General features: G+C 51.7%; 14 protein-coding genes, 7 tRNA genes and 1 pseudogene. 1 reads left to right on the plus strand and 21 read right to left on the minus strand.

Annotated elements, in window-relative coordinates; translation table 11 throughout:
- Nucleotides 1-40: 40 nt before the first annotated feature.
- From gltL to miaB, 9 genes and pseudogenes are all read right to left on the minus strand, one after another.
- Nucleotides 41-766, minus strand: coding sequence for a glutamate/aspartate ABC transporter ATP-binding protein GltL (gltL, locus tag NNN64_RS12415; protein ID WP_000631392.1), 726 nt, complete (start codon nucleotides 764-766; stop codon nucleotides 41-43).
- Nucleotides 766-1,440: pseudogene (gltK, locus tag NNN64_RS12420) on the minus strand (glutamate/aspartate ABC transporter permease GltK). Before gltK ends, gltL begins: the two are co-directional and overlap by 1 nt.
- Nucleotides 1,440-2,180, minus strand: coding sequence for a glutamate/aspartate ABC transporter permease GltJ (gltJ, locus tag NNN64_RS12425; RefSeq protein ID WP_271441577.1), 741 nt, complete (start codon nucleotides 2,178-2,180; stop codon nucleotides 1,440-1,442). The pseudogene gltK and the gene gltJ overlap by 1 nt, the downstream one beginning before the upstream one ends.
- A gap of 162 nt (nucleotides 2,181-2,342) precedes the next feature.
- Nucleotides 2,343-3,251 carry an amino acid ABC transporter substrate-binding protein gene (locus NNN64_RS12430; protein WP_271441578.1) on the minus strand — a complete coding sequence of 303 codons (909 nt, stop codon included), beginning with the start codon at nucleotides 3,249-3,251 and terminating at the stop codon, nucleotides 2,343-2,345.
- Nucleotides 3,252-3,645: 394 nt separating this feature from the next.
- The gene (lnt, locus tag NNN64_RS12435; protein WP_271441579.1) at nucleotides 3,646-5,184 is read right to left on the minus strand and encodes an apolipoprotein N-acyltransferase; all 1,539 of its coding nucleotides are present in this window, start codon (nucleotides 5,182-5,184) and stop codon (nucleotides 3,646-3,648) included.
- A gap of 24 nt (nucleotides 5,185-5,208) precedes the next feature.
- Nucleotides 5,209-6,087 carry a CNNM family magnesium/cobalt transport protein CorC gene (corC, locus tag NNN64_RS12440; protein WP_006685515.1) on the minus strand — a complete coding sequence of 293 codons (879 nt, stop codon included), beginning with the start codon at nucleotides 6,085-6,087 and terminating at the stop codon, nucleotides 5,209-5,211.
- Nucleotides 6,088-6,204: 117 nt separating this feature from the next.
- Nucleotides 6,205-6,672, minus strand: coding sequence for an rRNA maturation RNase YbeY (gene ybeY, locus NNN64_RS12445; protein WP_137384499.1), 468 nt, complete (start codon nucleotides 6,670-6,672; stop codon nucleotides 6,205-6,207).
- The gene (locus NNN64_RS12450; RefSeq protein WP_019076268.1) at nucleotides 6,669-7,715 is read right to left on the minus strand and encodes a PhoH family protein; all 1,047 of its coding nucleotides are present in this window, start codon (nucleotides 7,713-7,715) and stop codon (nucleotides 6,669-6,671) included. Before NNN64_RS12450 ends, ybeY begins: the two co-directional genes overlap by 4 nt.
- A 206-nt stretch (nucleotides 7,716-7,921) precedes the next feature.
- Nucleotides 7,922-9,352 (minus strand): tRNA (N6-isopentenyl adenosine(37)-C2)-methylthiotransferase MiaB, encoded by a 1,431-nt coding sequence (gene miaB, locus NNN64_RS12455; RefSeq protein WP_202039144.1) that lies wholly within the window; start codon nucleotides 9,350-9,352, stop codon nucleotides 7,922-7,924.
- 145 nt (nucleotides 9,353-9,497) lie between these two features.
- Between miaB and ubiF the strand changes: the two genes are divergently transcribed.
- Complete coding sequence (gene ubiF, locus NNN64_RS12460) at nucleotides 9,498-10,673, plus strand: 3-demethoxyubiquinol 3-hydroxylase (RefSeq protein ID WP_271441580.1); 1,176 nt, start codon at nucleotides 9,498-9,500, stop codon at nucleotides 10,671-10,673.
- Between the two features lie 120 nt (nucleotides 10,674-10,793).
- On the opposite strand, the gene NNN64_RS12465 is transcribed toward ubiF, so the two are convergent.
- From NNN64_RS12465 to nagB, 12 genes are all read right to left on the minus strand, one after another.
- Nucleotides 10,794-10,868: transfer RNA gene (locus NNN64_RS12465), tRNA-Gln, on the minus strand.
- Between the two features lie 36 nt (nucleotides 10,869-10,904).
- Nucleotides 10,905-10,979: transfer RNA gene (locus tag NNN64_RS12470), tRNA-Gln, on the minus strand.
- A gap of 43 nt (nucleotides 10,980-11,022) precedes the next feature.
- A tRNA-Met gene (locus tag NNN64_RS12475) sits at nucleotides 11,023-11,099 on the minus strand.
- A 21-nt stretch (nucleotides 11,100-11,120) separates the two neighbouring features.
- A tRNA-Gln gene (locus NNN64_RS12480) sits at nucleotides 11,121-11,195 on the minus strand.
- Between the two features lie 37 nt (nucleotides 11,196-11,232).
- Nucleotides 11,233-11,307, minus strand: a tRNA-Gln gene (locus tag NNN64_RS12485).
- 23 nt (nucleotides 11,308-11,330) lie between these two features.
- Nucleotides 11,331-11,415, minus strand: a tRNA-Leu gene (locus tag NNN64_RS12490).
- An 8-nt stretch (nucleotides 11,416-11,423) separates the two neighbouring features.
- Nucleotides 11,424-11,500: transfer RNA gene (locus NNN64_RS12495), tRNA-Met, on the minus strand.
- Between the two features lie 223 nt (nucleotides 11,501-11,723).
- Entirely contained in the window at nucleotides 11,724-13,388 is a 1,665-nt protein-coding gene (asnB, locus tag NNN64_RS12500) for an asparagine synthase B (protein WP_202039142.1), read from the minus strand.
- Nucleotides 13,389-13,687: 299 nt separating this feature from the next.
- The gene (gene nagD, locus NNN64_RS12505; RefSeq protein WP_137345352.1) at nucleotides 13,688-14,440 is read right to left on the minus strand and encodes a ribonucleotide monophosphatase NagD; all 753 of its coding nucleotides are present in this window, start codon (nucleotides 14,438-14,440) and stop codon (nucleotides 13,688-13,690) included.
- Between the two features lie 250 nt (nucleotides 14,441-14,690).
- On the minus strand, nucleotides 14,691-15,911 hold the full coding sequence (gene nagC, locus NNN64_RS12510; RefSeq protein ID WP_137384495.1) for a DNA-binding transcriptional regulator NagC: 1,221 nt from the start codon (nucleotides 15,909-15,911) through the stop codon (nucleotides 14,691-14,693).
- Between the two features lie 8 nt (nucleotides 15,912-15,919).
- Nucleotides 15,920-17,068 (minus strand): N-acetylglucosamine-6-phosphate deacetylase, encoded by a 1,149-nt coding sequence (gene nagA, locus NNN64_RS12515; protein WP_271441581.1) that lies wholly within the window; start codon nucleotides 17,066-17,068, stop codon nucleotides 15,920-15,922.
- 60 nt (nucleotides 17,069-17,128) lie between these two features.
- Nucleotides 17,129-17,929 (minus strand): glucosamine-6-phosphate deaminase, encoded by an 801-nt coding sequence (nagB, locus tag NNN64_RS12520; protein ID WP_003022803.1) that lies wholly within the window; start codon nucleotides 17,927-17,929, stop codon nucleotides 17,129-17,131.
- Between the last annotated feature and the right edge of the window lie 348 nt (nucleotides 17,930-18,277).

The following is an 18,277-nucleotide window of genomic DNA, read 5'->3' on the forward strand; positions in this document are numbered from 1 at the left end:
GCGTGAGGTAGCGCGCACCTGAAGGTACGCGCCAGTATGATCAGTGCAATATTTTCGCGAGGAAGTCTTTGGCTCGGTCTGATTTTGGATTGGCGAAGAACTCTTCTTTCGGTGAGTCTTCAACAATTTTCCCTTCATCCATAAAGATCACCCGGTTCGCTACTTTCCGCGCAAAGCCCATTTCGTGGGTAACCACCATCATGGTCATCCCTTCATTGGCCAGCTCAACCATCACGTCCAGTACTTCGTTGATCATTTCGGGGTCCAGTGCTGATGTCGGCTCGTCAAACAGCATGGCAATAGGATCCATACACAGCGCACGGGCGATAGCGACACGTTGTTGCTGACCACCAGAGAGTTGTGCCGGAAACTTCTCGGCATGCGCCGCCAGACCAACGCGTTCAAGCAGCTTTTGCGCTTTTGCACGCGCTGGCGCTTTATCGCGTTTAAGCACTTTGACCTGGGCTAGTGTCAAATTCTCGATGATCGACAAATGGGGGAACAGCTCAAAGTGCTGGAACACCATGCCGACGCGGGAGCGCAGTTTGGCCAAATCGGTTTTCTTGTCATTTACGACAGTGCCGTCAACCGTGATTACGCCCTGCTGGACTGGTTCCAGGCCGTTTACCGTCTTGATAAGTGTGGATTTACCGGAGCCTGACGGGCCACAGACCACCACCACTTCTCCTTTTTTCACTTCCGTGGAGCAGTCGGTCAGCACCTGAAAGTGACCATACCATTTAGAAACATTTTTCAGGGTAATCATTAAACTGTCCTTTTCTTCAAATAGCTGACCAACAACGATGCGCTCAGACTGAATACAAAATAAACGGCGCCAGCGAACAGGATCATTTAAACCTGTGTACCGTCACGCTCGCCAATAGTGGAGGCGGTGCGGAAGAAATCTGCCAGACTCAATACGTAGACCAGCGAGGTATCCTGGAACAGTACGATGCCCTGAGTCAGTAGCAGCGGAACCATGGCGCGGAATGCCTGTGGCAATATGATGAGTTTCATTGATTGCCAGTGCGTCATCCCTAGCGCCAGCGCAGCGCTGGACTGCCCGCGAGAGATACTCTGGATCCCGGCACGGATAATTTCCGAGTAGTAGGCCGCTTCGAACATCGAAAACGCGACCATTGCTGAGATCAGGCGAATATCGGTTTTCGGTGACAGCCCCAGCACGTTTTGCAGAAAACCGGGCACAATCAGGTAGAACCACAGCAGCACCATGACCAGAGGGATGGAGCGGAATACGTTGACGTAGATCTTTGCAAACCAGGAAATCGGCGCAAAGCTCGACAGTCGCATGACTGCCAGGAGGGTTCCCCACACGATACCGATGACAACCGCTGTAACGGTGATTTTCAGCGTGATGAGCAGCCCATCCAACAAAAATGGCAGGGAAGGGACGATAGAACTCCAGTCAAATTCGTACATTATTTGCCTCCTAAATTGCCAGGCAGGCGGATTTTACGTTCGACGAGATTCATCACCAGCATAATAAAGGCGTTAATCAGTACATAGGCCAGGGTAATGGCCGTAAATGATTCCCATGCGTGGGCAGAGTAATCCAGCAGTTTTCCCGCCTGTGCAGCCATATCAACCAGACCGATGGTTGAGGCGATGGCTGAGTTCTTCACCAGGTTCATCATCTCTGAGGTCATTGGCGGCACAATCACGCGGTAGGCGTTTGGCAGCAAAACATAGCGGTAGGCCTGTGGCAGCGTTAGCCCCATCGCCAGTGCGGCGTTTTTCTGCCCGCGAGGCAGTGATTGAATCGCGGCACGAACCTGCTCACAGACGCGTGCGGCGGTAAACAGCCCCAGACAAATCATGGAGGAAAGGAAGAACTGGATGTTAGGGTCCAGCTCTGACTTAAACCACATGCCAATGTTTTCCGGCAGCAGCTCAGGCACGACCAGGTACCAGGTAAAAAATTGAACGATCAGCGGTACGTTACGAAAGAGCTCGACATACAGCGTACCGATCCCGGAAAGGAAACGATTTGGAACGGTACGTAAGATGCCGAATAACGAACCCACCAGGAAAGCGATAATCCAGGCAGTGATGGATAATGCGACAGTGACCTGGAAACCGCTCCAGAGCCAGCCAAGATAGGTGGTGTTGCCGAACGGGGCCTGTTGTAAAAAAATACCCCAGTTCCAGTCTATAGACATAAATCTACTCCAGAAAAAAAAGGGTAGCAGCGCTACCCTCGAAGATTGTTATTCAGCGTTTAGCGGTTTTCAGGCCTGATGGGGAACGACCATCAGGCTTATAGTCTGTCCGTGCCAAGTAACAATCGAGAGGGCAAGGTGAACTCGCCCCATTTATTTTAGTTAGTTAAGCGCTTTATCATTCGGTGACTTGAACAGAGCCTTCATTTCGTCTGACAGTTCGAAATTCATGTTCAGGTTTTTCGGTGGAATCGGGTTTTTAAACCACTTATCAAACCATTTTTCCGCCTCGCCTGAAGTCTGAGCCTGGGCAATGGTGTCATCCATCAGCTTTTTGAATTCAGCATCGTCTTTACGCAGCATACAGCCGTAAGCTTCCTGAGATTGCGGCTTGCCAACGATCTCCCAGTTGTCCGGTTTCTTCGCTTTCGCGCGCTCGCCGGCTAGCAGTGCGTCATCCATCATAAAGGCAACGGCGCGACCACTTTCCAGAGTACGGAAAGAGTCACCGTGGTCTTTCGCGCTGATGATGCGCATATCCATTTTTTGTTCTTCGTTCAGTTTGTGCAGCAGCACTTCTGAGGTGGTACCGGAAGTAACGACTACCGCTTTCCCTTTCAGATCAGGAAAATCTTTGATATCGCCACCTTTTTTCGCCAGCAGACGGGTGCCGACAACGAAAATAGTGTCAGAGAAAGCCGCTTGCTTCTGGCGCTCAACGTTGTTGGTGGTGGAACCACACTCAAAGTCGAAGGTGCCATTTTGCAACAGTGGAATACGGTTCTGAGAGGTAATTGGGATCAGTTTCACCTGCAGGTCAGGCTTGTTCAGCTTTTTCTTCACAGCGTCAACAATTGCGTTGGAGTAATCCTGTGAATAGCCGACCACTTTTTGCTGATTATCGTAGTAAGAAAACGGTACCGAGGATTCGCGGTGTCCGACGACGATTACGCCATTTTTAGCGATCTTATCCAGCGTACTGCCTGCCGCTGGTGCTGCGTCTTCTGCGTGCGCCAGACCAGCGGACATTCCCATAACCAGCATGGCTGTGGCGAGCTTACGTAATTGCATATCCAACTCCTTTATCGTCTGCGCCGGTGACGCATTGATACCCATTGTGATGTTGTTATTGTTTGCTACTTAAACGTGCAGTCTTGTATATGTTTGTTAACATTTAGTTTGGATGAATGTAAAGAATTTGCTGTGTTATTGTTTATTTTTGCGAAGTGCGCCGCACCATTTGGGGGCAAAAATATCTTGTTGCACTTTTCAGGTGCTACCTTCGCTCAACTTTGGTGCGACCAGGTTGCACATTCAGCCAAAACAGCGTTTGCCTTGTATAACAAAGCAATAGACGTGCCAGAATGGGAGAGGAGGGAGGAGTAAGCCGGATAAGCGCAGCGCCATCCGGCGGAGGAGGCATGATGGCCGGGCGGCGGCGTACCGCCTTATCCGGCCTGCGAATTTAACGGCGGCGTTGGCGCAGGCTCATCACGACTGCACCGAAACCAAACAGTGCGGTAAGCAGCCACAGTGGCCAGTTACCGGTTCGCGCATATGGGGTTAAGCCCGTGGTTGGCGTAACGCTGGTGGTCAGTACCTGACGGGTAAACTGCGGGATCATCGCCTGAATTTCACCTTGCGGGCCAATCACCGCGGTAATACCGTTATTGGTGCTACGCAGCAGCGGGCGTGCCAGCTCCAGAGAACGCATACGCGCCATCTGGAAATGTTGCCACGGACCGATCGACTTACCGAACCAGGCATCGTTAGAGATGGTCAACAGATAGTCAGTATCCGGGCGGAAGTTGTCACGTACCTGTTCGCCAAGAATAATTTCGTAGCAGATTGCCGCTGTCAGTTTGAAACCATGCGCATGGAGCTGGGGCTGAACATATGGCCCACGGCTGAATGATGACATCGGCAGATCAAAGAACGGTGCTAACGGGCGCAGAATCGATTCCAGCGGAACAAACTCACCAAATGGGACGAGGTGATTTTTGTTATAGCGATTGGTCGAGTCATAACTGTACGGACTGTCTTTACCCAGCGTAATGATGGTGTTGTAGGTATCGTAACGGTTCTGCTTGTTGAGGCGAGCGTCGACAATGCCGGTGATCAGCGTGCTGTTTTTGGATTTCAGCAGGTCATCCATCATGCTCAGAAAACGCTGCTGATTAATTTCCAGATCCGGGATTGCAGACTCCGGCCAGATAATTAGCTGCGATTTACCCATCTCTTGCTCGGTAGCATCAAGGTAAATCTTCAGCGTGTTAAGTAGCTGGCCCTCATCCCACTTCAGCGACTGTGGAATGTCGCCTTGCACCATCGATACCTGCGTGGTTTTTTCAGGTTCCAGCGTATACCACTGGATATAGCGAAGCGGGAAGGGCAGTGCGAAGAGGATCACGGCCACGACCAGCGGACGCCAGTTACGGCTGACTAACGCCAGCACCAGCAGGCCGCTGACTATCATCAACAGGAAGTTGATTGCTTCTACGCCCATTACCGGTGCAAGCCCTTTAAGCGGGCCATCAATTTGGCTGTAGCCAAACTGCAACCATGGGAAGCCGGTCAGAACCCAGCCGCGCAGGAATTCAGTTATCTGCCAGATAACCGGCGCGGCAATCGCTACCCGAATCCAGTTAGTTTTCGGCCACAGACGCGACAGAATGCCAGCAAACAGACCGGTGTAGAGCGACAGGTAGGCGGCAAGCAGAACCACGAGAAAAACGTTTACCGGCCCCGGCATGCCGCCAAATTGCGCGATGCTGACGTAGACCCAGTTGATGCCTGAACCAAACAGCCCCATTCCCCAGAAGTAGCCAATGGCAGCAGACTGGAGTGGACGGCGGTTGAGGGTGAGGGCCTGCAAACCCATCAGCGAAATAATCGCGGCGGGCCAGATATCATACGGAGAGAACGCCAGCGTCCCGCAGGCACCGAATAATAACGCCAGCAGCAGGCGAATGCGCTGGCGTTCAATTAATGGGGCAAATGCCATGTAGTCTATGATCCAGTTTCGGGTTTATTCGTCCAGTTTGGGCTGGGGTGAGTCGTCCGGAATTCTGACATGAACCTGAATAATACGACGGCTGTCAGCCATCGCCACTTTGAACTGGTAACCATCGATGTCGATGGTCTCACCGCGAGCGGGTAAATGACCAAAGGCCTGCATAACCAGCCCGCCAATGGTATCAACTTCTTCGTCGCTAAAGTGGGTCCCGAAGGCGTCGTTGAAGTCTTCAATCGGCGCCAGCGCGCGAATAGTCCAGGTGTGACGGCTGAGCTGACGGAAGTCGATATCGTCTTCTTCGTCGTACTCATCTTCAATTTCACCGACGATCAGCTCAAGAATGTCTTCGATGGTCACCAGACCAGACACGCCGCCGAATTCGTCGATGACGATTGCCATATGGTAACGCTGGGAGCGGAACTCTTTCAGCATGCGATCAACACGCTTGCTCTCAGGGACAACAACCGCCTGGCGTAACACTTTCTCCATGCTGAATGCTTCGGCATCGCTGCGCATAAAGGGCAGCAGATCCTTGGCCATCAGAATCCCTTCAATGTGATCTTTGTCTTCGCTGATCACCGGAAAACGCGAGTGGGCAGACTCGATAATGACATCAAGGCATTCGTCCAGAGTCTGGTTGCGTTTCAGGGTAATCATCTGAGAGCGGGGGATCATGATGTCGCGAACGCGCTGGTCCGCAATGTCCATCACCCCTTCGAGCATATCGCGCGTATCTTCATCGATAAGGTCGTTCTGCCCGGAATCACGGATCAGCTCCAACAGTTCGTCACGGTTTTTCGGTTCACCGTGGAAAAGTTGGCTCAGTAACAGGGAAAAAAATCCCTTTTTGCTGGTTAACGTGTCACTACTGTGTGAATTGTCGTCGCTCATGGCGTCGTATGGGTTCTCATGTTAGTTAATGGGGCGCTCGTCATGCGTATACTCAGCTGTGACGGCATGTTTTGCCTGATGGCGCTACGCTTATCAGGCTACAAGACTTCGAAATGCTTATTCTTTCTCGGCAATGTACGGATCCTCATAGCCCAGAGCAAGCATAATCTCTGTTTCGAGGGATTCCATCTCTTCTGCTTCGTCATCTTCAATATGGTCGTAGCCCAATAAATGCAGGCTACCATGTACCACCATATGCGCCCAGTGGGCCTCAAGCGGTTTGCCTTGCTCCTGAGCTTCTTTCTCAACCACCTGGCGGCAGATGACCAGATCGCCCAGCAGCGGCATTTCAATGCCCGGAGGTGCTTCAAACGGGAAAGAGAGCACGTTGGTTGATTTATCTTTCCCGCGATAGGTCAGGTTCAGCTCGTGGCTTTCAGCGTCATCGACCAAACGAATCGTGACCTCTGACTCTTCCTGAAACTGTGGGATCACGGCATCCAGCCATGTCTGAAACTGACTTTCTGGTGGTAAGCCGGATTCGTTTTCGCATGCCAGCTGTAAATCGAGAATAACCTGACTCATTTTTGTTCCTGCTCCTGAGCTTCGCGCTTGCGTTCTGCCGCCAGCTCGGCTTTGCGTTTTTGTTCTGCTTCTTCCCAGGCTTCATATGCCGTCACGATACGGGCAACAACCGGGTGGCGTACCACGTCTTCGCTATGGAAGAAATTAAAGCTAATCTCATCGACTTCGGCCAGCACTTCAATGGCATGACGCAGACCAGACTTGGTGCTGCGCGGCAGGTCAATCTGCGTGATGTCCCCGGTAATGACGGCTTTGGAGTTAAAGCCGATACGGGTCAGGAACATTTTCATCTGTTCGATGGTGGTGTTCTGGCTCTCATCAAGAATGATGAACGCATCGTTTAACGTGCGGCCACGCATATAGGCCAACGGTGCGACCTCGATGACATTGCGCTCAATCAGCTTCTCGACCTTTTCAAAACCCAGCATTTCGAACAGCGCATCATACAGTGGACGCAAATACGGATCGACTTTCTGGCTCAGATCGCCTGGCAGGAAACCCAGTTTTTCACCGGCTTCAACCGCCGGACGGGTTAGCAGAATACGGCGGATCTCCTGACGCTCTAGCGCATCGACGGCAGCAGCAACCGCAAGGTACGTTTTACCGGTACCCGCCGGGCCAACACCGAAGGTGATGTCGTGGTCAAGAATATTAGCAATATACTGCGCCTGGTTCGGCGTACGCGGTTTAATGACGCCGCGCTTAGTTTTGATATTCACCGCTTTGCCAAATTCCGGCACGCTGTCTGCGCTCTGTTCAAGCACACGCGCTTCTTTAATCGCCAGATGAATTTGTTCTGGCTCGATGTCCTGTGTCTGGCCGCGCATTGGGGCCGTATCGACATACAGGCTGCGTAAAATATCTGCCGCAGCGGTGACACAAATGGGGCGACCGGTCAGTTTGAAGTGGTTATCGCGGCGGTTAATTTCGATGCCGAGACGACGCTCCAGTTGTTTTATGTTGTCATCAAATGGCCCGCAAAGGCTCAACAGGCGGGCATTGTCTGCGGGTTCAAGGGTAATTTCGCGAGTGTCTATGTTCAAACTGTTCCTCTTATGCATGTCTCGCCGGACGCTGAACATTTACCGGCATCTAAGGAAATTATTCACGCCATGGGGGAAAGGCGCAAGCATTGCGATAAATATGGGGGTGCCAGGGCAGATTACAAGGCCCGCCGGAGCAGCGAGCCTGGAAGTGTAGGCCCGATAAGCGCAGCGCCATCGGGCATTATTGGCGTATTTCAGCAGGATTACGGCTGATAAATACCGACACCCAGATCGTTTTCTTTACGGGTACGTGCGATCACTGACTCCGGGGTTTCTGCGATGCGCAGGCCCATTTCGTCTTCAGTGCGCACGACTTTGCCGCGCAGGGAGTTCGTCCAGACATCGGTAATTTCAACATCGACAAACTTACCGACCATTTCCGGGGTGCCTTCGAAGTTCACCACGCGGTTATTTTCGGTACGACCTGACAGCTCCATGATGCTCTTACGCGATGTGCCTTCAACCAGAATACGCTGAGTCGTGCCAAGCATACGACGGCTCCAGGCCATGGCTTGCTGGTTAATACGCTCCTGCAGGATGTACAGACGCTGTTTTTTCTCTTCTTCCGGCACATCGTCAACCATATCGGCTGCTGGAGTGCCAGGGCGCGCAGAGAAGATAAAGCTGTAACTCATGTCGAAATTGACATCAGCGATCAGCTTCATGGTCTGCTCGAAGTCCTGGGTGGTTTCACCTGGGAAGCCGACGATGAAGTCGGAGCTAATCTGGATATCCGGACGTGCTGCGCGCAGTTTACGGATGATCGCTTTGTATTCCAGCGCGGTATGGGTACGACCCATCAGGTTTAGCACACGATCCGAACCGCTCTGTACCGGCAGGTGCAGGAAGCTCACCAGTTCTGGCGTATCACGGTAGACCTCAACGATATCATCGGTGAATTCGATCGGATGGCTGGTGGTAAATCGGATACGGTCAATGCCGTCGATTGCAGCGACCAGACGGAGTAGATCAGCGAACGAACCGATCGTGCCATCGTAGTTTTCACCACGCCAGGCGTTGACGTTTTGCCCCAGCAGGTTCACTTCGCGTACGCCTTGCGCCGCAAGCTGGGCGATTTCAAAGAGGATATCATCCGCCGGGCGGCTGACTTCTTCACCACGGGTGTAGGGGACCACGCAGTAAGTACAATATTTATTGCAGCCTTCCATGATGGACACAAACGCGCTTGGGCCTTCGGCACGCGGTTCCGGCAGACGATCGAACTTTTCGATCTCCGGGAAGCTGATATCTACCACCGGGCTACGGGTATTGCTACCGCGCACTTTGTTGATCATTTCCGGCAGACGATGCAGAGTTTGCGGCCCGAAAATAATATCGACGTAGTGTGCGCGTTGGCGAATATGGTCGCCTTCCTGAGATGCCACGCAGCCACCAACACCAATGATGAGATCGGGATTTTTCTCTTTTAAGAGCTTCCAGCGACCTAACTGATGGAAGACTTTTTCCTGAGCCTTCTCGCGGATTGAGCAGGTATTCAGCAGCAGCACATCCGCTTCTTCCGCCACGTCGGTCAGTTGATACCCGTGAGTGGCATCCAGCAGATCGGCCATCTTCGATGAATCGTATTCGTTCATCTGACAGCCCCAGGTTTTAATATGGAGTTTTTTGGTCATCGACTTGCTCTTGCGAAATTGTGGCTGAAATGCAGGGCGCATAGTGTACTGCTTTGGCGCGGTTGTGACCAGTATGACGGATGTCAGCCTCAAGGGGTAAAAAATCCTGTAAACTTACACAATACATGTAACAGGATGATTGACCATGACAAATCAACCAACGGAAATTGCCATTGTCGGCGGGGGGATGGTCGGCGGCGCGCTGGCGCTGGGACTGGCGCAGCACGGATTTACGGTAACGGTTATCGAGCATGCCGTGCCCGCGCCGTTTGTGGCTGACGGACAGCCGGATGTCAGAATTTCGGCCATCAGTTCCGCTTCGGTATCGCTGCTTAAGGGGCTGGGCGTCTGGGATACGGTGCAGGGGATGCGCAGCCATCCTTATCGTCGGCTGGAGACGTGGGAATGGGAAAATGCCCATGTGGTGTTTGATGCTGCGGAGCTTAAGCTGCCGTTGCTGGGTTACATGGTGGAGAATACCGTCCTGCAACAAGCGCTCTGGCAGGCGCTGGAAGCTCACCCTAAAGTGACGTTGCGCGTGCCCACATCGCTGATTTCTTTGCATCAACATAACGATCGACATGAGCTTGAGCTTGCAGGCGGCGAAACCATCAGCGCGAAGCTGGTCATCGGCGCCGATGGTGCCAACTCCCAGGTACGCAAAATGGCCGGGATTGGCATCCATGCCTGGCAATACGCGCAATCTTGTATGCTGATAACTGTCCAGTGTGAAAACGCACCCGGAGACAGCACCTGGCAGCAGTTTACCCCTGACGGTCCGCGTGCATTTTTACCGTTGTTCGACGACTGGGCTTCGTTGGTGTGGTACGACACCCCGGCGCGTATCCGTCAGTTACAAAGCTTAAGCATGGCGCAACTCCAGACAGAGATAGGCAAACATTTCCCATCGCGACTGGGTAACGTGCTGCCTGTGGCTGCAGGCGCATTTCCTCTTACGCGTCGTCATGCGTTGCAGTATGTCCAGCCGGGGTTGGCGCTGGTCGGTGATGCCGCACATACCATTCATCCATTGGCGGGGCAGGGCGTAAATCTGGGATTTCGTGATGTCGATGCACTGATTGACGTGCTGGTGAATGCCCGCAGCTACGGTGAGTCCTGGGCTAGCCAGCCAGTACTGAAACGCTATCAGAATCGCCGTATGACCGATAATTTTATCATGCAGAGTGGCATGGATTTGTTCTACGCCGGATTCAGTAATAACCTGCAACCGCTGCGCATCATACGTAATCTAGGACTAATGGCTGCAGAACGCGCAGGCGTGTTGAAACGCCAGGCGCTGAAGTATGCGCTAGGGTTGTAGCTCGGGTAGTACCTGATGTCGCTACGCTTATCAGGCCTACAAGTCATGTAGGCCTGATAAGGATTGCCGTCAACCGGCGTTAGAAAAGCAAAAAGCTCGCCGAAGCGAGCTTTTTTAATATGGCTGGGGTACGAGGATTCGAACCTCGGAATGCTGGTATCAGAAACCAGAGCCTTACCGCTTGGCGATACCCCAACGGGTGCACCCACAAAGTGGATGACTTCTTTAATATGGCTGGGGTACGAGGATTCGAACCTCGGAATGCTGGTATCAGAAACCAGAGCCTTACCGCTTGGCGATACCCCAACAATTTTTTGGATTTACCGAACGAGTCGATACGTCCTTAATATGGTGGCTACGACGGGATTCGAACCTGTGACCCCATCATTATGAGTGATGTGCTCTAACCAGCTGAGCTACGTAGCCTGATACTATCATATTCTTCGATGGCTGGGGTACCTGGATTCGAACCAGGGAATGCCGGTATCAAAAACCGGTGCCTTACCGCTTGGCGATACCCCAATGACCGTCGCGGTGAACCGCTATATCGAAGAAAAAATGGCTGGGGTACCTGGATTCGAACCAGGGAATGCCGGTATCAAAAACCGGTGCCTTACCGCTTGGCGATACCCCATCCGTGCAACGCTTACGGGTGAATGGTGCGGGAGGCGAGACTTGAACTCGCACACCTTGCGGCGCCAGAACCTAAATCTGGTGCGTCTACCAATTTCGCCACTCCCGCAAAAAAGATGGTGGCTACGACGGGATTCGAACCTGTGACCCCATCATTATGAGTGATGTGCTCTAACCAGCTGAGCTACGTAGCCATCTTTTTTTCGCGTAACCTTATCGGCGTTGCGGGGCGCATTATGCGTATTGAGCCTTGAAGCGTCAACCCCTTTTTCATTGAAAATAGCTGGAATGTGACTGTTTGGTTAGGTTGCGAACAGCATGACGCAATATTCGGCAATTATTAGTTATTAATTGTTTTTTCGCGCGTTAAATCGACATAAAAAAAGAGCCCCGCAGGGCTCTTTGCTGATGATTCGCTTACTTATAGGCTGACTGATGCACGCCAACCGCGCGACCAGACGGATCGTTCATGGTTTTGAACGCTTCATCCCATTCAATGGCTTTTGCTGAAGAACAGGCAACAGAAGGGCCACCTGGAACACATTCAGCCGCGCTGGCAACCGGGAACAGTTCCTCAAAAATCTCACGATACAAATACGCTTCTTTAGACGATGGCGTGTTATACGGGAAGCGGAAGCTGGCGGTTTCCAGTTGTTGGTCGGAAACTTGCTCTGCAGCGACTTCTTTCAGCGTGTCAATCCAGCTGTAACCGACGCCGTCAGAGAACTGCTCTTTCTGACGCCACGCCACGCTGGCGGGCAGATACGATTCAAAACATTCGCGCAGGACATGTTTTTCCATTTTTCCGTTGCCGCACATTTTGTCCTGTGGGTTGATGCGCATTGCCACATCAAGGAATTTTTTGTCCAGGAAAGGCACACGGGCTTCGACACCCCAGGCTGACATTGCTTTGTTGGCACGGGCGCAGTCGAACATGTGTAGCGCCTGCAGTTTACGCACGGTTTCTTCGTGCAACTCTTTCGCGTCTGGCGCTTTGTGGAAGTAGAGATAGCCGCCAAACACTTCATCTGACCCTTCGCCCGATAACACCATTTTAATGCCCATTGCTTTAATCTTGCGCGACATTAAGTACATCGGCGTCGAGGCACGAATGGTTGTAACATCGTAGGTTTCGATGTGATAAATCACGTCGCGAATAGCATCCAGACCTTCCTGCACGGTGAAATGGATCTCGTGGTGGACAGTACCAAGGTGGTTTGCCACTTCCTGCGCGGCTTTCAGGTCCGGTGCGCCTTCAAGGCCAACCGCGAAAGAGTGCAGTTGCGGCCACCACGCTTCACTGCGTTCCTGATCTTCTACACGACGCGCCGCATACTTTTTCGTGATGGCGGAAATCACGGAGGAGTCCAGACCACCGGATAACAGCACGCCGTAAGGAACATCGGACATCAGGTGACTTTTCACCGCATCTTCCAGCGCCTGACGCAGCTCGTTTTTATCCGTAACGTTGTCTTTTACTGCATCGTAATCAAACCAGTCGCGCTGGTAGTACTGACGAATTTCACCGTCTTTACTCCACAAATAGCTACCGGCCGGGAATTCTTTGATCGTGCGGCATACAGGAACCAGCGCTTTCATTTCAGACGCAACATAGAAGTTACCGTGCTCGTCGTAACCCATATACAGCGGGATGATGCCGATGTGATCGCGGCCAATCAGGTAAGCGTCCTGCTCGCTGTCGTACAGTGCGAAGGCAAACATGCCTTGCAGGTCATCCAGAAACTCTGGACCTTTTTCCTGATACAGCGCAAGGATCACTTCGCAGTCAGAACCGGTCTGGAACTGATAGCGATCGCCGTATTCAGCACGCAGCGCCTGATGGTTATAAATTTCACCGTTAACAGCCAGGATATGTGTTTTCTTCACGTTATACAGCGGCTGAGCGCCCGCATTGACGTCGACAATAGACAGACGTTCGTGCGCCAGAATGGCGTTATCACTGGCGTAAATACCAGACCAGTCCGGGCCGCGGTGGCGCATCAGACGGGACAATTCCAGAGCCTTTTTACGCAGTTCAACTGCGTCTGTTTTAATATCGAATACGCCAAAAATAGAACACATAACCTTCTCCGTTAACCTGTTGCGTGATGCTTTTTATGTTTGCTTGATAAAGAAAATGCCGCAAAGCCGCTGGGGGCGCAAGGAGTTTGGCGCGCTGAAAATAAAAAACTCAATGATGATTGTTGAATGGTGAAAAAAGATTACGTAATGAGCGCATTTATTGATGAATCATCAATAAAATGGCAATTTTATTAGATGGGGTATTTCTGTGGGCCGAATAAGGCGCTTACACCATCATCCGGTATTCACGCCGCAACATTGCCGGATGATGACGCGCGTGCGTCTTATCCGGCCTGGGATCAAATCACATCAATCTCTGCAACGGAGGGATAGATCCAGCTTGGTCTGAATGGCATGTTGTCAATATCATCAAGCTTGGATACGCCAGACAGAACCAGGATAGTTTCCAGACCCGCCTGGAAGCCTGCCAGAATATCGGTGCGCAGGTTGTCGCCAACAATGACCGTTTCTTCTGAGTGCGCCTGCATTTTGTTGAGTGCTGCGCGAATAATCCACGGGCTGGGTTTGCCGACATAAAACGGTTTACGGCCGGAGATCTTCTCAATACCGGCGCAGAGCGCGCCACAGGCAGGGTAAAAGCCGCGACCGTGGGTATCCGGGTTGGTGGCGATAAAACGTGCGCCGTTAGCCACAAAGTAAGCCGCTTTATGCATCATGTCCCAGTTGTACGAACGGGTCTCTCCGACAATGACAAAATCAGGGTTAACGTCGGTAATAGTAAAGCCTGCTTTATACAGCTCATGGATTAACGCGCCTTCACCCACCACGTAGGCTTTTTTCCCTTCCTGGCGACGGAGAAAATCAGCAGTAGCCATGGCGGAAGTATAAAAGACGCTATCGGGGACATTCACACCCGCGGTGGCGAAGCGGTTTGCCAGATCTTGCCCGGTCTGCGAAGGGTAGTTCGTCAGCAGGACTAACGGTAAACCTTTCTCCAGAATGCCGGTCAGAAATTCTGCCGCACCGGGTACGGCAACATTGTCGTGCATCAGCACGCCGTCGATATCACAAATTACATTCTTAATGGTCATGAACTACCCAGGGAATTCGTTATGAGTCTTATATACCCGTCATACTTCAAGTTGCATGTGCGTTGGCTTTCCTCGCTCACCCCAGTCACGTACTGGTGTACGCTCCAGGGGATTCGCTGCGTCGCCGCGTTATTCGGCCAAGCGGCCTCACCCCTACGGGGCCAGCACAAGCGCTGTTCAAAACGCTAATGCGTTTTGTCCTGTAACTCGAATTATTTAGGGTATAGTAATCCACTACTATATGAGAGCATTAGCTTTCCAGCAAACGTTGCAGCAATGAACCATTGAGCATGGCGCGCTTCACCAGCGCAAATGCACCAATCGCTGAACGGTGATCCAGCGTGGAACGTACCACCGGTAAATTGTGGCGAAACGCCTTCAGTGCCTGATTATTAATGCAGCTTTCTATTGCCGGAAGCAGGACTTTATCTGCTTCGGTAATCTCACCGGCGATGACGACTTTTTGCGGATTAAACAGGTTAATCGCAATCGCGATGGTTTTACCCAGGTGGCGACCCACATGCTCGATAACTTCTGCTGCCAGATTGTCACCTTTGTTGGCTGCCTTGCAGATCGCTTTGATACTGCAATCGTCCAACGTGAGACGGCTCGGATAGCCTTGTTTCAGTAAATTTTGTACGCGATGTTCAATGGACGCATTGGCAGCGATCGTTTCCAGGCAACCAAAGTTACCGCAATGGCAGCGTTCGCCCAGTGGCTCAACCTGGATATGGCCTATTTCGCCCACGTTGCCGTTGCGTCCGATGAAAATACGCCCGTTGGAGATAATCCCTGCGCCGGTTCCGCGATGGACACGCACCAGAATGGAGTCTTCGCAGTCCTGACTTGCCCCAAAATAGTGCTCGGCAAGCGCCAGGCTGCGGATATCATGGCCGACAAAACAGGTGACCTGAAAACGTTTTTCCAGTGCGTCGACCAGTCCCCAGTTTTCAACCTGAATATGGGGCATATAGCGAATGACGCCACTTTCGGGGTCAACGAGTCCTGGCAGGATAACGGAGATTGCAATCAGCTCACGGATTTTCCGCTGGCAACTGTCAATAAAGGTGGCAATCGTATTGAGCAGCGCGTGCTCCAGTGTTTCCTGGGTGCGCTCGGGTAGCGGATAATGCTCTTCGGCAACCACTTTGCTGCTCATATCATAGAGTGTCAGCGTGGTGTCGTGGCGGCCAAGGCGAACGCCAATTGCGTGGAAATTACGGGTTTCGGTGACGATAGAGATGGCGCGGCGGCCCCCGGTGGAGGCCTGCTGATCGACTTCTTTAATCAGCCCGCGTTCAATCAGTTGACGCGTAATTTTGGTTACGCTGGCGGGAGCAAGCTGGCTTTGCTCGGCAATCTGAATTCGCGAGATTGGCCCATGCTGGTCAATCAGACGATAAACTGCCGCGCTGTTAAGCTGTTTTACGAGATCAACATTACCTATTTGAGCTTGTCCGCCTGGTGTCATTCTTTCTCTTACTCAGTAACGACCTCGTTGCCATTAACGATGGTCTTGATAATTTTAAAGTCGTGCGTGAACGCGGTCAGGTTGGCTACTTTGCCTGGCGCGATACTGCCGAGTTGTTTGTCGACGCCAATGGCGCGAGCAGGGTAGAGCGTTGCCATACGCAGGACTTCGTCCAGTGCGATACCGCAATGTTCAACCAGATTGCGTACACCTTCGATCATGGTTAATGATGAACCGCTCAGCGTGCCGTTCTCATCAACACACAGTCCATTGCGGTAGTATATTGTTTTACCAGCGAAAATGAACTGTTCAATGTTTGCACCCGCCGGTGCAGTTGCGTCGGTCACCAGGCACAGTTTGTCACCTTTCAGGCGTTTGGCATTGCGGATGTTGGCATAGTCAACATGCATGCCATCGGCGATGATACCGCAATAAATATCGGCCTCCTCAAGAACCGCACCTGCCAGACCTGGTTCGCGGCCGGTAATATAAGGCATCGCGTTGAACAGATGTGTTGCAAAGGAAATGCCTGCACGGAAACCGATTTTTGCTTCTTTCAGCGTCGCGTTAGAGTGGCCCGCAGACACCACGATACCTGCATTCACCAGTTGGGTGATCACTTCGGCAGGAACCATTTCAGGCGCCAGCGTCACTTTGGTGATGACATCCGCATTATCGCACAGGAAATCGACCAGCGCAGCGTCTGGCTGGCGGACAAAGCTCGGATTATGCGTACCTTTTTTCACCAGATTCAGCCACGGACCTTCAAGGTGTAGCCCTAATGCCTGATTTGGATGCTTAGCGAGGTATTCACGCATGACGCGAACGCCCTGCTTCATCAGGTCATCGCTGGTGGTGATTAGCGTTGGCAGATAGTTGGTGCAGCCAGATTTTTCATTGGCTTTCTGCATGATTTCCAGCGTCTCAACGGTAACGGCCTCTGCCGTATCGTTAAACTGTACACCGCCACAGCCGTTTAACTGCACATCAATAAAACCGGGGGAGACAATGGCCCCATTCAGTGAGCGTTGTTCAATCCCTGGCGGCAATTCAGACAGTGGGCAAACGCTATCGATCAGGCCATTGGCGACAACAATCGCATGGTCATCAAGAATTTCGTGACCGGTAAAAATCCGGCCCTGGGTTAAAGCATACATTCCGACCCCCGATTTCAAAAAAATGCCGCCCTGCACGTTTTCGGCAGGGCGGAGACATCATTACAGACCTTTAATATTTTCCGCTTCTAACTCGTTAAAGTATTTCAGCGTCTTCACTTTCAGCTCCATAGTGGAAGGCTCATCGCAGACCACAACCGCTTTCGGATGCAGTTGCAGACAGCTGATAGTCCACATGTGGTTAACGTTACCTTCAACAGCCGCCTGCAGCGCTTGGGCTTTCTGGTGACCCAGCACCAGGATCATCACTTCTTCAGCATCCAACAAGGTGCCCACGCCTACGGTCAGTGCATATTTAGGCACCTGGCTTACGTCGCCGTCAAAGAAGCGTGAGTTTGCTACGCGGGTGTCGTGGGTCAGCGTTTTGATACGAGTACGGGAAGCTAAAGATGAAGCGGGTTCGTTGAACGCAATGTGACCATCGTTACCTACGCCGCCCATAAACAGATGGATTTTACCGTAAGAACGGATTTTCTCTTCATACTGACGGCATTCTGCATCAATATCCGGCGCGTTACCATTGAGCAGGTTGATGTTTTCTGCTGGGATATCAACATGATCAAAGAAGTTGCGGTGCATAAAGCTGTGATAGCTTTCTGGATGCTCTTTCGGCAGGCCAACATATTCGTCCATGTTGAAAGTGACAACATGTTTGAAGCTCACCTGGCCCGCTTTGTGCATTTCGACTAATGCTTTATAGGCAGTCAGCGGAGTACCGCCAGTTGGCAGGCCCAGAACGAACGGACGATCTGCCGTTGGTTTGAACGCGTTAATACGGTTAACGATATGGCGAGCAGCCCATTTGCCGACTTGTTCAGCGGTATTCAGGGGGATCAGTCTCATTCTTCACCTCAAAAGTAAATGTAAGCAGTTGGCGGATTGAGTCTCTGTGCAGTATTAAGCGTAACCTGGTTTTGCATCGGTAAGGATCAATCCGTTTCGATTTTTTGAATGATAAAATAAGTTTTCGTAGTTAGCCAGTGTAAGGGAGGGTTAATAACGATATTTGGTGATTGGAATCACAAAAAACACGCTTTTAATTTGCGATACGAATTAATTTTTCACACACTCTGAATGTAGATGAATGGTTAATGTTGTTGTTCCAAAATCTCTTGCTGTTGCAGTTAGGAATGGTCGCACAATAAAAATATGGCTTCAAAGGAGCCTAATCGGGGTCTCGTAGGGGGAATA

Origin of the sequence: Citrobacter sp. Igbk 14, from assembly GCF_028069825.1 — a bacterium.
Taxonomy (GTDB): Bacteria; Pseudomonadota; Gammaproteobacteria; order Enterobacterales; family Enterobacteriaceae; genus Citrobacter.